General features: G+C 69.5%; 18 protein-coding genes. 12 read left to right on the forward strand and 6 right to left on the reverse strand.

The genetic code is table 11. The features are described from left to right. Window positions 1–22 precede the first annotated feature (22 nt). Complete coding sequence (locus AC1U89_RS15285) at window positions 23–211, reverse strand: hypothetical protein (protein WP_479900548.1); 189 nt, start codon at window positions 209–211, stop codon at window positions 23–25. A 35-nt stretch (window positions 212–246) separates the two neighbouring features. On the opposite strand from AC1U89_RS15285, the gene AC1U89_RS15290 reads away from it, so the two are divergent. Beyond that, a complete protein-coding gene (locus AC1U89_RS15290; protein ID WP_479900549.1) occupies window positions 247–1740 on the forward strand; it encodes an amino acid permease in 1494 nt (497 codons plus the stop codon). Window positions 1741–1942: 202 nt separating this feature from the next. Then, window positions 1943–2653 (forward strand): class I SAM-dependent methyltransferase, encoded by a 711-nt coding sequence (locus AC1U89_RS15295; protein WP_479900550.1) that lies wholly within the window; start codon window positions 1943–1945, stop codon window positions 2651–2653. 130 nt (window positions 2654–2783) lie between these two features. On the opposite strand, the gene AC1U89_RS15300 is transcribed toward AC1U89_RS15295, so the two are convergent. The 4 genes from AC1U89_RS15300 to AC1U89_RS15315 are packed head-to-tail and all read right to left on the reverse strand — an operon-like array spanning window position 2784 to window position 5030. Beyond that, window positions 2784–3314: a hypothetical protein gene (locus AC1U89_RS15300; protein WP_479900551.1), complete on the reverse strand. Its 531-nt coding sequence runs from the start codon at window positions 3312–3314 to the stop codon at window positions 2784–2786. Between the two features lie 7 nt (window positions 3315–3321). Then, window positions 3322–3948, reverse strand: a complete 627-nt coding sequence (locus AC1U89_RS15305) for a DUF1190 domain-containing protein (protein WP_479900552.1) — start codon at window positions 3946–3948, stop codon at window positions 3322–3324. An 8-nt stretch (window positions 3949–3956) separates the two neighbouring features. Continuing rightward, window positions 3957–4367 carry a DUF350 domain-containing protein gene (locus tag AC1U89_RS15310; RefSeq protein WP_029916019.1) on the reverse strand — a complete coding sequence of 137 codons (411 nt, stop codon included), beginning with the start codon at window positions 4365–4367 and terminating at the stop codon, window positions 3957–3959. 21 nt (window positions 4368–4388) lie between these two features. Continuing rightward, window positions 4389–5030, reverse strand: a complete 642-nt coding sequence (locus AC1U89_RS15315) for a YjfK family protein (RefSeq protein ID WP_479900553.1) — start codon at window positions 5028–5030, stop codon at window positions 4389–4391. Between the two features lie 178 nt (window positions 5031–5208). Between AC1U89_RS15315 and AC1U89_RS15320 the strand changes: the two genes are divergently transcribed. The 5 genes from AC1U89_RS15320 (at window position 5209) to AC1U89_RS15340 (ending at window position 8756) form a co-directional block, all read left to right on the forward strand. Further along, entirely contained in the window at window positions 5209–5646 is a 438-nt protein-coding gene (locus AC1U89_RS15320) for a YjfI family protein (protein ID WP_479900554.1), read from the forward strand. Between the two features lie 28 nt (window positions 5647–5674). Continuing rightward, complete coding sequence (locus tag AC1U89_RS15325) at window positions 5675–6397, forward strand: PspA/IM30 family protein (RefSeq protein ID WP_479900555.1); 723 nt, start codon at window positions 5675–5677, stop codon at window positions 6395–6397. 3 nt (window positions 6398–6400) lie between these two features. Further along, window positions 6401–7561 carry a glutathionylspermidine synthase family protein gene (locus tag AC1U89_RS15330; RefSeq protein ID WP_479900556.1) on the forward strand — a complete coding sequence of 387 codons (1161 nt, stop codon included), beginning with the start codon at window positions 6401–6403 and terminating at the stop codon, window positions 7559–7561. A 77-nt stretch (window positions 7562–7638) separates the two neighbouring features. Further along, window positions 7639–8211, forward strand: a complete 573-nt coding sequence (locus AC1U89_RS15335; protein WP_479900557.1) for a hypothetical protein — start codon at window positions 7639–7641, stop codon at window positions 8209–8211. Beyond that, window positions 8205–8756 (forward strand): hypothetical protein, encoded by a 552-nt coding sequence (locus AC1U89_RS15340; RefSeq protein WP_479900558.1) that lies wholly within the window; start codon window positions 8205–8207, stop codon window positions 8754–8756. Before AC1U89_RS15335 ends, AC1U89_RS15340 begins: the two co-directional genes overlap by 7 nt. A gap of 7 nt (window positions 8757–8763) precedes the next feature. Here AC1U89_RS15340 and AC1U89_RS15345 read toward each other — a convergent pair whose 3' ends face one another. Then, on the reverse strand, window positions 8764–9726 hold the full coding sequence (locus tag AC1U89_RS15345) for a S1 family peptidase (RefSeq protein ID WP_479900559.1): 963 nt from the start codon (window positions 9724–9726) through the stop codon (window positions 8764–8766). 301 nt (window positions 9727–10027) lie between these two features. Here AC1U89_RS15345 and AC1U89_RS15350 point away from each other — a divergent pair, with 301 nt between their 5' ends. From AC1U89_RS15350 to AC1U89_RS15370, 5 genes are all read left to right on the forward strand, one after another. Further along, the gene (locus tag AC1U89_RS15350; protein WP_479900560.1) at window positions 10028–10615 is read left to right on the forward strand and encodes a CDP-alcohol phosphatidyltransferase family protein; all 588 of its coding nucleotides are present in this window, start codon (window positions 10028–10030) and stop codon (window positions 10613–10615) included. 108 nt (window positions 10616–10723) lie between these two features. Next, complete coding sequence (locus AC1U89_RS15355) at window positions 10724–11083, forward strand: YciI family protein (RefSeq protein ID WP_479900561.1); 360 nt, start codon at window positions 10724–10726, stop codon at window positions 11081–11083. 31 nt (window positions 11084–11114) lie between these two features. After that, window positions 11115–12386, forward strand: a complete 1272-nt coding sequence (locus tag AC1U89_RS15360) for an RNA polymerase sigma factor (RefSeq protein ID WP_479900562.1) — start codon at window positions 11115–11117, stop codon at window positions 12384–12386. A 54-nt stretch (window positions 12387–12440) separates the two neighbouring features. Next, a complete protein-coding gene (locus tag AC1U89_RS15365; RefSeq protein WP_479900563.1) occupies window positions 12441–12962 on the forward strand; it encodes a flavin reductase family protein in 522 nt (173 codons plus the stop codon). Between the two features lie 96 nt (window positions 12963–13058). Further along, window positions 13059–14555 carry a CoA-acylating methylmalonate-semialdehyde dehydrogenase gene (locus AC1U89_RS15370; RefSeq protein ID WP_479900564.1) on the forward strand — a complete coding sequence of 499 codons (1497 nt, stop codon included), beginning with the start codon at window positions 13059–13061 and terminating at the stop codon, window positions 14553–14555. Window positions 14556–14558: the final 3 nt, after the last annotated feature.

Below are 14558 nucleotides of genomic sequence, written 5' to 3' on the forward strand. Positions count from 1 at the left end.
TTCGCCCGCGCCGCTTCGGGCGCTAGACCGGGATATCGCTGTACAGTCGATACGTCTCGTCGGCGATGGCCATGAACGGCTTGAGGACCAGATCGCCGTCGGGCGAGCGGATGCCGTCTCCTGCGGCAGGCGCGCCGAAATAGTGAACGCCGACCTTCGAAGCGCGGATTTCGTGATCACGAGACTCGCCGTTCCAACCAAGCGGGCGCAACCTCCCCTCGGGATGTTCAAGCCGGAGGGACGGGCATGAGCGAGGAAGCCGTGGGCGGGGGCGTGGCCTACGAAAAGGTCGACGCCGCCTATTTCGACAAGCGGGGCCTCAAGCGATACGCGGGCGTGTTCTCGCTGTGGGCGCTGGGCGTGGGGGCGGTGATCTCGGGCCAGTTCTCGGGCTGGAACCTGGGCATGGCGACCGGCGGCTGGGGCGGCATGTTGGTGGCCACCCTGATCATCACCGTCATGTACCTGGGCCTGACCTTCTCGATCGCCGAGATGGCCGCGGCCCAGCCGCATACCGGCGGGGCCTACAGCTTCGCCCGGGCGGCCATGGGGCCGTGGGGCGGCTTCGTCACCGGCCTGTGCGAGAACGTCGAATACGTGCTGACGGCGGCTGTGGTCTGCTTCTTCATCGGCTCGTACCTGGGCGGAATCTTCGAGACGCCGGCCTGGGTGCAGCCGCTCTACTGGATCGGGTCGTACGTGATCTTCGTGGGGCTGAACGCGGGCGGGGTGGCCATGTCGTTCCGGTTCACGGTGTTCATCACCCTGCTGGCCCTGGCCTGCCTGGCGGTGTTCTGGGTCAGCGCCCTGCCGCACGCCGACTTCGCCAAGTACGCCATGAACGTTGGCCCGGGCGGGACCGAGCTGAAGGACGGCCACGGGCCGTTCCTGCCGGCCGGGATCGGCGGGGCCCTCGCCCAGCTGCCGTTCGCGGTCTGGCTGTTCCTGGCCATCGAGCAGCTGCCCCTGGCGGCCGAGGAGAGCCATACGCCGCAGCGCGACCTGCCCAAGGGCATCATCCTGGGCATCTCGACCCTGATCGTCTCGGCCCTGCTGGTGCTGTGGCTCAACAGCGCCATCGCCCCGGGGACCTTCGCCCTGGCCAAGTCGGGCGAGCCGATCCTGGAAGGCTTCCGCACGATCTACGGCGGCGGCCTGGCCAAGGTGCTGGCGGCCGTCGCGGTGGCCGGGCTGATCGCCAGCTTCCACGCCATCATCTTCGCCTACGGCCGGCAGATCTATTCGCTGTCGCGGGCCGGCTACTTCCCCCGCGCCCTGTCGGTGACCCACGGGGTGCGCAAGACGCCGGACGTGGCCCTGCTGACCGGCTCGGCCGCCGGCCTGGCGGTGATGCTGGCGGTCTGGTTCATCCTGGGCGCCGAGAAGGGCGCGGCGGTGATCGGCGGGACATTGCTGAACATGGCGGTGTTCGGAGCCATGCTGTCCTACGTGGCCCAGGGCGTGTCGTTCATCCTGCTGCGCCGMAAGTTCCCCGACCTGGAGCGGCCCTACAAGAGCCGGTTCGGCCTGACCGGCGCGGGCCTGACCGTGGTGATCTCGCTGGTGACGATCTTCTACCAGCTGAAGGACCCGATCTACCGCACCGGCGTGATCGGGGTGGCGGTCTGGTTCGCGGTGGGCGTGGCCTATTTCGCACTGTTCGGCCGGAAAAAGCTGGTCCTGTCGCCCGAGGAGGCCTTCGCGATCAGCGGCGGCAAGGCGGCCTACGAGACCCACTGACGTCAGGGTTTGCGGCCCTCATGGGGGACAAGCAGGGGGCAAGCTGTCCCCAGCTTGTCCCCCGAAACTCATCGCGATTTCGAATATCGATGTTCACCCAGTCGCCGTGACAGGCTATCGAGGGGAAACAACGGTGAGGAAATCCATGACGCCGCGGTCCGTGATCTCCGCCCCATTCTTCGCGAGTGTGGCKATCGCCCTCATGCTCGGCGCGGTCGCCGCGCCAAGCCTGGCCCAGGCTCCGGCCAGCCTGACGGCGGCGCTGGCCGATCCGGCCCGGCCCGCCGCCGACACCGCCCGGGACGCCGCGCGCCACCCGGCCGAGCTCCTGGCCCTGGCCAACGTCAAGCCCGGCGCCAAGGTGGTCGACCTKATCATGGGCGGCGGCTACTTCACCCGCATCCTGTCGCCGGCGGTGGGGCCGACCGGCGCGGTCTACGCCTATCAGCCGGCCGAGTTCATCAAGTTCAAGGCCGACTATGGCGAGACCCTGAAGACCGTGGCCGCCGCCTACAAGAACGTCACGCCGCTGGATTCCAGCCTGGGCGCGCTGGACCTGCCCGACGGGCTGGACGCGGTGATCACGGTGCAGAACTACCACGACCTGCACCTGTCCCCATTCCCGGCCGACACCGCCGCCAAGGTCAACGCCGAGGTGTTCAAGTCGCTGAAGCCGGGCGGGGTGTTCCTGGTCGTCGACCACGCCGCCGCGCCGGGCTCCGTGGACGCCCCGAACAAACTGCACCGCATCGAGATGGCGACCGTGAAGTCCGAGGTCGAGGCCGCCGGCTTCAAGCTGGCCGGGGAAAGCCCGCTGCTGCACAGCGCGGCCGACCCGCACACGGCCAGCGTCTTCGACCCGTCGATCCGGGGCAAGACCGACCAGTTCATCCTCAAGTTCGTCAAGCCTTAGGGGAGGGGGAGGGGGGACACGCGCTCGCCGTCAGCCGCGCCGGGAGAACAAGAGCGCCGTTCGCGAGTTGCGTGTCCCCAACCTTACAAGGCCCCTAGCGAAGCTCGAGGCCAAGCGCGCGCGGTTCGCGCTACTTCTCGACCTTCGACACTTCCGTGTAGATCACAGCGGCCAGCGGACCCCGTAGACCCGCCGCGATCGTGACAAGGGTTTCCCCGCGCTTGTTGGCTTCCACGGCTTCTTGGGCGGAGAGGAACGTCCTCTTCCCGTCGCGGTCGACGAAATTCCACATCGCGTAGCCGCCATTGGTGTCGGTGGGGTCTCGCCCCATGAAACCCTGAACCGAGGTGGAGACCTCGGCCGATCCCGGCATCAGGCCGGCGAGGCACGCGCGAATGCGGAAGCCGTCATGGATGTCCTCGCTAAGGTACAACGCTCTTTCCTGGCCGCCGTCGGTCCTTGTGAGTTCGGTTCCCCGGTCATCGGCCTTGCCCACCGTCCAGCCGGCCTTCTGGGCGGCCGCCCTGATAGCGGCGGGGTCAGCCCGGTTGGCCGCGCAATAGGTCCGGAAATCGGTCAAGGCCTGGTACTCGGCGGCGCTCGCTTGCGAGCCAAGACCGAGGAGGATGACTGCGGCGCACGCCGCGGCGAGTTTTGACATGCCTCGCCTAGCCCCCGAACGACCGGCCCGAACCGCCGAAGCCGCCGCGCGAGATCACCGAGCTGCGGCTCTGGACTCGGGTCGGGGCCCGCATCTCCGGCGCGTTGAAGCTGTCGGTGCGCACGCGGGTGCGGCCGGTGACGTAGTCGCGCGACAGCGGGTAGCCCGAACCGCCATAGTAGGTTCCGTTGCGATCGCGGTACATCGGCGCGCCGTAATAGCCGCCGCCCATGTTGTTCAGCGCCTGGCCGACGATGAAGCCGGTTAGCAGCGGGGTGAAGAAGCTGCCGCCGCCGCCGTTGTTGCGCGGCACGCATTGGTCGACGCCGTAGCGCTCCTCGCAGCTCTGCTGGTCGCCGAACTTCGGGGCGTTGGCGGCGCTGTCCTTCTGGGCCTGGTCGTAGGCGGCCTGGCACTGGGCGGCGGTCATGTCGCCGGAGGTCTTGCAGTCGTCCAGCGAGGCGTAGGTCTTGGCGTCGATCTCGCGCGAGGCCGACGGCGGGTCGCCCCACTGGGTGGCCGTGCCGGGATCGTCGCAGGCGCTGACCGAGATCGCCGTGCCGGCCATCAGCCCGGTCAGGGCCAGGCCGCTGGACCGCAGGCGGCGGCGGGGAGGGGAGGTTTGTACAGTCATGGCGCGCCTCAGGCCGTCATGCAGGCGGCGTTCAGCACGCCGACCACCAGGGAAATGCTCATCAGATAGACGCCGGCGGCGACCTCGCCCTTCTCGATGCGGGCGGTCACGTCCTTCATCACCACCACGCGCACCAGGGTGAAGGCGGCGATCTGCAGCACGCCGGCCAGGGCCGCCCAGGCGCAGAACTCCAGCAGGGTGACGGTGTTGCTGAGCGCCGAGGCCAGGGGCAGCACGTAGCCGACCAGCGCCCCGCCCAGGGCCAGGGCGGCGGCGACGTTGCCCTCACGGATCAGCTTGGCCTCGTTGTAGGGCGTGACCCACTGGTAGACGATCTTGAAGATCACCGTGAACAGGCCCGCCGCCACGAAGGCGACCACGAAGGCCAGGGCGCTGGCGCCAAATCCGTGCAGGTCCATCTGTTTTCCCCCTTTGGGCCCCTAGGCCCGGAACTCGCCGACGCCCAGCGGGACGCCGATCATGATCTCGAACGACACCTCGGTGCGGTCCTCGTTCTCCTGCTCGATGGCCAGCAGCAGCTCACGGCCCTCGCCGGGCAGGTCGCGGCCGAACAGCATGCAGGTCTGGAAGATCCGCCGGTCCGGAATGCCGTCGCGGTCGTCGTGGACGTCTTCCCAGAAGGTGACCGGCTCCTGGCTCTCGGCCTCGTCGCCGAACCACAGGCGCTGGTACTCGGGCAGGCCGGGGCCGGTGAAGGTGCGGGCCCGCAGGCGTTTGCCCCAGGCGTCGCGGTCGGCGCGGCTGCCCGGATAGGCGCTGTCCCAGGGGACGAAGACGGTGATGTCGTTGACCCGCTGACCTTCGTGATCGTCGGACACCGCTTGGAACATCACGTCGTCGTCGGTGTAGAACCGGTGCACGAAGCCGCCGTCCTTCAGGTCGACCAGGCCCTGGGCGGTGATCTCCAGGGTGTCGCGGTCCAGCGGGAAGCGCAGGTCGTCGCCCAGCCGGCGCCAGGCCAGAGTGTCCAGCCAGACGGTGCGGCCCAGGGTGACGTTGCGGATCGCCGGCAGGGCCGAGGCGGGGGCTGTGTCCTTGCGGCCGAAGAGCTTGCTGAACATGAACGACCCGATGCGAAACTCGCGTCACATGTACGACGCGAACCGCGGCGACAAAAGGGGCGGCGGGATTACCAACTTGTCATGCGACCACGTAAGGTCGCGCTCTCGACGACTGACGTTCGCCCGCCCATCTAGTATGAACGCGCCTGAACAGGCTTACAGAGAGGATCACGCCCCCATGAGCCAGACCGCCTGGACTGTCCGCACCCTGAAGGCCGCGCTCGACGAAGCGCCGGGGCGTGGCGCCGACGAGCTGACGGTGCGGGTGCTGGAAGGCGCCGAGCCGATCCTGCTGGCCACCATGCACTGGCAGGGCGACCTGGAGATCTTCGTCAGCGTCAGCGACCAGCAGATCGCCGCCTCCACCCTGCTGTGGCCGGTCGACGAGCAGAAGGACCGCCACGCCTTCAACGAGTTCCTGCTCAAGGCCCAGAAGCTGGTGCCGCTGTCGAACTTCGGCATCAGCACCGTGGGCGGGCGCGACTATTACGAGCTGTTCGGCGAGATCTCGACCACCTCGCCGGTCGACGAGATCCTGATCGAACTGCGCACCCTGGCCGAGAACGCCATCGACGCCGCCTCGGACCTGCGCGCCTCCTTCTCCCCCGCCGCCTGACCATAAGAGCCTCAAGAGAGACCACCCCATGTCCATCTGGAACAAGCTGTTCACCCTGGGTCGCGCGGGCGCGCACGAAGCCACCGMCGCCGTCGTCGACGCCAACGCCCTGCGCATCCTGGACCAGGAGATCCGCGACGCCGACGCCGCCCAGGGCAAGGCCCGCGACGACATGGCGACCCTGGTCGCCCGCCGTCGCATCCTGGAGAAGGAGGTCGCCGGCTTCCGCGACCAGGTCACCAAGTACGAGGGCTCGGCCCGCGCCGCCGTCCAGAAGGGCGACATGGACCTGGCCCGCCAGGTGGCCCAGCGCATCGCCGACCTCGAGCAGGACATCGCCCTGAAGGAGCCGCAGATCGGCGACATGCGCGCCGCCGAGGACCAGCTGCACCAGGCCATCACCGCCACCGACCGCCGCATCGAGACCCTGCGTCGCGAGGTCGAGGTCGTGAAGGTCAACGAGAGCGTCCAGAAGGCCCAGGCCGCCGTCTCGGCGCGCGGGGCCGGCGCGGGCGCCGCCCTGGGCTCGGCCGCCGACAGCCTGGCCCGCATCAAGGAGCGCCAGGCGATCCGCGGCGAGAAGATCAAGGCCGCCGGCGAACTGGAAGACCGCCGCACCGGCGCCGATCTCGACGAGAAGCTGCGCCTGGCCGGCATCCTGCCGGGCCAGTCCAGCGCCGACGACGTCCTGGCTCGCCTGAGCGCCCCGCCGCCGCTGCAGATCGAGCAGAAGGACGGCAAGACCGAGTAGGTCGTGCGCCGCCTCAAGCTGACCCCGCGTCCCGACTGGCAGGCCAAGGCCGAGGCGGTCGGGTTCGTCTATCACCACACCGAGGGCCAGGCGTACTGGGACGAAAGCGTCGCCTACGCCTTCACCCTGGGCCAGGTGGAGCAGGACCTGGAGCCGGCCGCGGCCGAGCTCCACGACCTGTGTCTGGACCTGGTCGACGAGGTGGCCGGCAGCCAGGAGCTGATGGAGCGGCTGGCGATCCCGGACGGCCATCGCGACTTCGTCGCCGGCTCCTGGCGCGCCAAGCAGCCGTCGCTCTACGGCCGTTTCGACTTCGGCTATGACGGCAAGGCCAAGCCCAAGCTCTACGAGTACAACGCCGACACCCCGACCAGCGTCTTCGAGGCGGCCACCTTCCAGTGGCTGTGGCTGGAGGAGCTGATCGCCAACGGGACCTTCCCGGCCAACGCCGACCAGTTCAACAGCCTGTTCGAGGCCCTGCGCGACCGGTTCAAGGTGCTGTTCCCGACCGGCGGCTTCGTGCACTTCGCCAGCGACGAGGACGCCGTCGAGGACCGCCAGACCGTGCGCTTCCTCGAGGACCTGGCCCTGCAGTCCGGCGTCGAGCCCAAGTTCGTGGCCATGGACAACATCGGCCTGAACGAGGAGGGCCAGTTCGTCGACCTGGAGGGCTTCGTCCTGCAGGCGGCGTTCAAGCTGTATCCCTGGGAGTTCATGCTGCGCGAGCCCTACGCCGCGCATCTGGAGACGGCCCAGGTGCGCTGGATCGAGCCGCCGTGGAAGGCGATCCTGTCCAACAAGGGCGTCCTGCCGCTGCTGTGGGAACGCCACCGCGGCCACCCCAACCTGCTGGAGGCCTATTTCGAGGGCGACCCGGCGGCGAGCGCCCTGGGCGGACGGTTCGTGCGCAAGCCGCTGTTCTCGCGCGAGGGCGCGAACGTCGAGATCGTCGGCGGCGCCGATGAACCCGTGCTCGACCAGGGCTACGGCGAAGAGGGCGCGATCGTCCAGGCCTACCACCCGCCGCCGGAATTCGACGGCAAGCGCCCGGTGGTCGGGGCGTGGATGGTCGGCAACGAGCCGGCCGGCATCGGCATCCGCGAAGACGACAGCGTGGTGACCAAGAACCTGGCCCGGTTCGTGCCGCACGTGATCGAGGGATAGGGCGCTTCGCTCCACCTTTTGGTGCTTAATAACTTTGGGTTGTGTATTCTCGGGTCGTTTGATGAGAGGAGTAACCCATGCCGGACGACCCTCCACGCGTTGGGCCGATCGCCGCCGTCGGCCAACGCCGCACGGACACCACGAAACCCTTTCCCGGCCGCCCGCCCGAGGCCGAGGACGAGCGCTTGGAATGGAACACCGACGCGGCGGCGGCTGAGGCGAAACGGCGCTTTGACCAGGCCGCCAAGGGGCGTGGCGAGCAACTGGGCCACCGGGAGCAGTCGGCGGTGCTCTACAAGTCCGGGGCCGGCGTCGCCGTCGGCGCCCTGGGAACCGGCGCCATAGGGACCGGCTCCGCGCCGTACAACTTCACGGGCATCGCCGTGAAGGACGTCGTCGGCATCATCCACAACCACCCCGGCGGAACGCTGATCCCGTCCGCGGCCGACTGGAACTCGGTCTATGACCGGTTGGGGGCGGATATCACCGCGGCGGGCGGAGACGGGTCCAAGCTGCTGATGTACATCATCGCCGCCACCTATCCGCCGGAGGGGCCGAGGCCGACCTGGGTCATCTTCGTCTATGATCACCGCAACCGAACCGAAGCCGTGCACGGACCCGAAGTGAACCTCGCGGGACAGCCTTGCTGAGACCCTTGGCCTCCGCCGCCGCCGCGATTCTCGCGGCCCAGGCCTGCGCCTGGCCCTGCGGGGCCGCCGACGGCGTGTTCGAGCGCGAGGCCGCCAAGGCCCGGAGCGAGAGGCTCGCCGGTCTTCCGCCGACGGCGGGGTTCACCCGGCTCCACAGCCTGACCGGGGCGTGGAGCGTGGTGTCCATCTACATCCAGGGGCCCCAGTCGCCGCGCGGCCGCTGGGTGGCCAGACGGGTCGCCGGCGACGCCGAAGGGCCCGCCTGGACCGACGCGGCCAGCTGCCCCGACTTGGTGACCAGCCTGGCGCTCCTGGAGCGCCTGGCTCCGCAGCGGCTGCAGATCCTGGGCCTGTCGCCCTATGCGCCGCCGCGCGCCTACACGGCCGACGGCACGATCCAGACCGTCTGGAGCCTGGACGGGGTCCAACCCGACGGCGCGCCGATCACCGTAGAATGGTCGTCCAATTCGGGAGACCTCGAGCGATGGGGCGAGGCGACCGAGGCGCGGCTGGCCAAGTGCTGGAAGCCGGAGCCCAGGCGTTAGCCCGGCTTCATGCCTTCGCCGCGAAGGCGAAGACGTCTTCGGCAGGGATCAAGACCGTGAGGCCCTGTTGGTCCGAGGCCTGGACCAGGCCCAGCAGACGTCCGGCGCTGTCGACCGCCGGCGCGCCGCTCATGCCGGGGGCGGCGTTCACGCGGACGATGACGCCGGCGTACGAAGGCCCTCCGTCGCCCCCCAGCACGCCGGGCTCGGCCATGCGCCCGACCTCCAGGACCGGGTTGCTCTCATAGCCGTTGCGCGGATCGACCCAGACCACCACCACGCGCTCGCCGAACGCCGCGTCCGAGGGCGTTCGGTCCAGCGGGGGCAAGGTCAGCGCCTGGCTGATCCGCAACAGGCCAAGGTCGAGGACGCCGTCCTTGCGCACCACCTTGGCCGGCGCCGACACGCCCTGGGTCAGGCCGATCCGGAAGGTCGCGCCCTTGACGCCCGCCGCGCCGACCAGCACGTGCCCGGCCGTCACCACCAGCCCTTCGGCGTCCAGAAGCAGGCCGTTGGCCATGCCGATGCGCTCGCCCTTCTTCGTGACCGTTTCGACCGTCACGACCCGGCCGCTCAGGTCGCGCAGGATGTCCTGCAGCGCCAGCACCGCGCGCTCGGCCTGGGCGGGCGGGGCGGTCGCGGCGATCGTGGTCAGGGCGCTGGTCGCCCCGGGTCCCTTGAAGGCCTCGGCCAGGTCGATGGCCACCTTCGAATTGCCGAGCGTCGAGATGGCGATCAGCGCCGCCTTGCGCCGTTGCTCGTCGGTCGAGGCCAGGTGCTCGATGAACTTCTCGACCGTCTGGGCTTCGGCGAACTGGATCTCGCGGTCCTTGCGGCCTTCCTCGGCCGCCTTGCGCGCTTCCTCGGCCGCTGTCTGCCGACGGTTGTAGATATTGGTCGCGTAGAACCCGATGCCCGCGACCGCGACGCCGGAGATCAGGCCCGACAGCGCGGTCAGCTTGTCCCACACGTCCTTGTCGGGCTTGAGCAGCTTGGCCTTGATGGCGTCGATCTGGGCCTGCAGCGCCTCGGGCGTGGGAGGCGGGGTCGCGGCCAGGACCGCCGGGGCGGCCGACAGCAGCAGGCCCGCCGAGACCAGGGCCGCGGCGCCGAGGCGCGAGAACGAGGCGCGTGTCTTGTCCAGGGATCGATCCTCCCGGCGACTGGCCTGGCGCCATGCTAGGACGTACCCGCGTCGGATTGCAATGCAGGGTCGCGCCGCGCGGCTCCCGCCATGGACCGGCGCGCCGTTCCCGCCCTAGTCTGACCCCATGACCCTGCGCGCCATTCCCTACGGCCTGATCGTCCTGCGCGTCGCGGCCGGGCTGGCGATCCTCGTCCTGGCCCTGGCGGTCGGTCTCCCGGCCCGCTGGGCCTGCGCGGCGTTGCTGGCTGTCGGCGTCCTGTCCGACATCTTCGACGGGGTGATCGCCCGACGGCTGGACTGCGTGACCGATCGCCTGCGCACCTTCGACAGCCGCGCGGACGTGGTTTTCTGGTTGTGCGCGACCGTCGCCGTCCTGGTCCTGCACCCGGGTCTGGTCGCGGCGCTCTGGCCGCCGGTCGCGGTGCTGGCCGTGATGGAACTGACCGGGCACGCCATCAGCTTCGTCCGCTTCCGCAAGGAGGCCTCGCCACACCACCTGCTGTCGAAGCTGTTTGGCCTGGCCCTGTGGGCGCTGCTGACCCAGCTGCTGGTCGCGGGGACGGGCGGCTGGGTGCTGCCGGTCGCTTTCGCGGTGGGCGTCGCCTCCCAGCTGGAGGCCTGGGCGATCATGCTGATCCTGCCCGCCTGGCGATGCGACGTCCGCGGGGCGGGCCAGGCGCTGGCCCTGCGTCGCGCGGCGTCGGCGGCCTGAAAATCTCCACCGACCCTGTCGATCCGTTCGGGGCTGGTTCGTCGTCTTCAATAGCGACACAGTCCGGCGGCGACGGCGCCCCCGGTTCGCTTCAGCGAGGAGTCCCCGATGCGTTACATGTGCCTGATCGTCACCAAGCCCCCTGGTCCGCCGGAAGCCACGCCCGAGCTGGTCGAGGCGATGAACACCCTGGCCAACCGCGAGATCCAGGCCGGCCGGATGCTGGGCGGCGGCGGTCTGCTGCCGATCGACGCCGGCGCCCGCGTCACCCTGTCCGCCGACGGCAAGTTCACGGTGCTGGACGGCCCGATGGTCGAGGCCAAGGAGGTGATCGGCGGCTATGCGATGTTCGAATTCGCCAGCAAGGAGGAGGCCGTCGCCTCGGCGGTCGAGTTCCTCCAGCTGCACAAGGACCATCAGCCCGGCTGGGAAGGGACGTGCGAGATCCGCCCGATGATCGAGCATTGAGGCCGGACTCGGTCCTGCATCGTCGGCGTCCGTGAGCGACGCCGACGCCCATCGCGCCGTCCTCGCCGTCTGGCGGGTCGAGCACCCCAGGCTGATCACCAGCCTGGCGAGGATGCTGCGCGACGTGCCCCTGGCCGAGGAGCTGACCCAGGACGCCCTGGTGGCCGCGCTCGAGACCTGGCCGACCAGCGGCGTGCCCGAGCGTCCGGGCGCCTGGCTGATGGCCACGGCCAAGCGCCGGGCCCTGGACCGCCTGCGGCGCGGCCCCATGCTGGAGCGCAAGCACGGCATGGTGGCCCGCGAGCTGGAGCATGAGCAGCAGGCCATGCCCGATCTCGACTCCGCCTTGGACGACGACATCGGCGACGAGATGCTGCGTCTGGTCTTCACCGCCTGCCACCCGCTGCTGTCGCGCGAGGCTCGGGCGGCCCTGGCCTTGAGGATGGTCTGCGGCCTGACGACCGACGAGATCGCCCGGGCCTTCCTGCAGTCGGAGAGCGCGGTCGCCCAGCGCATCGTGCGGGCCAAACGGACCCTGTCGGAGTCCGGCCTGGCCTACGAGACCCCGCGCGGCGACGAGCGCGCAGCGCGCCTGGCCTCGGTGCTGGAGGTGGTCTACCTGATCTTCAACGAGGGCTACACCGCCACGCGCGGCCAGGACTGGCAGCGGCCGCAGCTGTGCAACGAGGCCCTGCGCCTGGGCCGGGTGCTGACCGCCGTCGCCCCCGACGAGCCCGAGGTCCACGGCCTGCTGGCCCTGATGGCGCTGAACGCCTCGCGCACGGCGGCGCGGACCGACGCGGCGGGCGAGCCGGTGCTGATGCTGGACMAGGATCGCGGCCTCTGGGACCTGCTGCAGATCAAGCAGGGGCTGAAGGCGCTGAAACGGGCGCAGGACCTGGGCGGAGCGGGCGGCTTCTACGCCCTGCAGGCGGCGATCATCGCCTGCCACGCCCAGGCGCCGACGGCGGCCGACACCGACTGGCTGCGCATCGCCGCCCTCTACGCCGAGCTGACCCGCGTGGCGCCGTCGCCGGTGGTGCAGCTAAACCGCGCCGTGGCGGTGGGCATGGCCCAGGGGCCGGCGGCCGGCCTGGCGCTGGTCGAGGCCCTGGCCGACGAGCCGGCCCTGAAGGCCTACCACCTGCTGCCCGCCGTTCGCGGCGACCTGCTGTTCAAGCTGGGGCGCTTCGAGGAGGCCCGCGCGGCGTTCGAGACGGCCGCTGGGCTGGCGGGCAACGGGCGGGAGGAGGCGCTGCTGCGCCGACGGGCGGCGGAATGTGGTCCTGCCCCACAGGGGTAGGATCCGGCCTCCCAACCCTTGCCCGTAACGCCGGTTTGCCCCACAGCTTGGGGAATGAGTCAGCCGGTCACGATCGAACTGGGCGAGGGGGGCGCGCACGACGCCCGGGCGCTGCGCCACGCCTTCGGATGCTTCACGACAGGGGTGACGGTGATCACCACGGTCTGCGAGGACGGCCGCCGCGTGGGGTTGACCGCCAATTCCTTCACTTCGGTGTCGCTGGACCCGCCCCTGGCCCTAGTCTGCGTCGACCTCAATTCGCGCAGCCTGCCCACCCTGGACGCGGCCGAGCGGTTCACGGTCAACGTGCTGCACGCCGACCAGCAGGCCATGGCCCGCCAGTTCGTCCAGAAGGACGGTGACCGTTTCGCGGGCATCGACACCGAGACCTGGGGCACGGGCGTCCCGATCCTGCCCGACTGCATGGCCAATTTCGAATGCGTGACCCATCAGGTCTTCGACGCCGGCGACCACCGGGTCTATGTCGGGCGCGTGGTGAAGCTGCGCTATGATCCGGACCACGAGCCGCTGGTCTATCTGCAGGGCCGGTTCCGCCGCGTGCACGTGGAGGAATAGCCTTTCTCATCACGATTTGTGGTGGGGAGAATTTGCGCGATACGGCCCGGTCCTAGGGTGCTAATGACGCGCAAAACAAGATCTAGGGAGCGTATCATGCGGACCATCAGCCATTTCGTGAACGGACAGACCCTGGAAGGGACCTCCGGCCGCTTCGGCGATGTGTTCAATCCGAACACCGGCGAGGTCCAGGCCCGCGTGGCCCTGGCCACCGACGCCGAGCTGGACGCCGCCGTCCAGGCCGCCGCTGCGGCTCAAGTCGGCTGGGCCGCCACCAATCCGCAACGCCGCGCCCGGGTGATGTTCGAGTTCAAGCGCCTGATCGAGCGCGACATGAACGCCCTGGCCGAGATCCTGTCGTCCGAGCACGGCAAGGTGATCGCCGACTCCAAGGGCGACATCCAGCGCGGTCTCGAAGTCATCGAGTTCGCTTGCGGCATCCCCCACATCCTGAAGGGCGAGTACACGGAAGGCGCGGGCCCCGGCATCGACGTCTATTCGATGCGCCAGCCGCTGGGCGTCTGCGCGGGCATCACCCCGTTCAACTTCCCGGCCATGATCCCGATGTGGATGTTCGGCATCAGCATCGCCGTGGGCAACAGCTTCATCCTCAAGCCGTCGGAGAAGGACCCGACCGTGCCGGTCAAGCTGGCCGAGCTGATGATGGAGGCCGGCGCGCCCGCCGGGGTGCTGAACGTGGTGCACGGCGACAAGAGCGCCGTCGACGCCATCCTGACCCATCCGGACATCAAGGCCGTCAGCTTCGTCGGCTCGTCCGACATCGCCCACTACGTCTACCAGACCGGCACGGCGCACGGGAAACGCGTCCAGGCCATGGGCGGAGCCAAGAACCACGGCATCGTCCTGCCCGACGCCGACCTGCACCAGGTGGTCAAGGACCTGTCGGGCGCGGCCTTCGGCTCGGCCGGCGAGCGCTGCATGGCCCTGCCGGTGGTCGTCCCGGTGGGCAAGAAGACCGGCGACGAACTGCGCGAGCGGATGGTCGCCGAGATCGAGACCCTGAAGGTCGGCGTCTCCACCGACGCCGCCGCCCACTACGGCCCGGTGGTCAGCGCGGCCCACCGCGCCAAGATCGCCGACTACATCAAGATCGGCGTCGACGAGGGCGCCGAGCTGGTGGTCGACGGCCGCGACTTCGCCCTGCAGGGCTTCGAGAAGGGCTTCTTCATCGGCCCGTCGATGTTCGACGGCGTCAAGAAGGGCATGAAGACCTATCAGGAAGAGATTTTCGGCCCGGTGCTGCAGATCGTCCGCGCCGAGAGCTTCGAGGAGGCCCTGGCCCTGCCGTCCGAGCACCAGTACGGCAACGGCGTCGCCATCTTCACCCGAAACGGCCGGGCGGCCCGCGAGTTCGCGGCGCGGGTCAATGTCGGCATGGTCGGGATCAATGTGCCGATCCCGGTGCCGGTGGCCTACCACACCTTCGGCGGCTGGAAGCGCAGCGCGTTCGGCGACACCAATCAGCACGGCGTCGAGGGCGTGAAGTTCTACACCAAGGTCAAGACGATCACCGCGCGGTGGCCGGAAGGCGAGGTCGAGGACAGCGCCTTCGTCATCCCGACGATGAAGTAGTGA

It is taken from the genome of Caulobacter sp. 05T431, assembly GCF_056665975.1.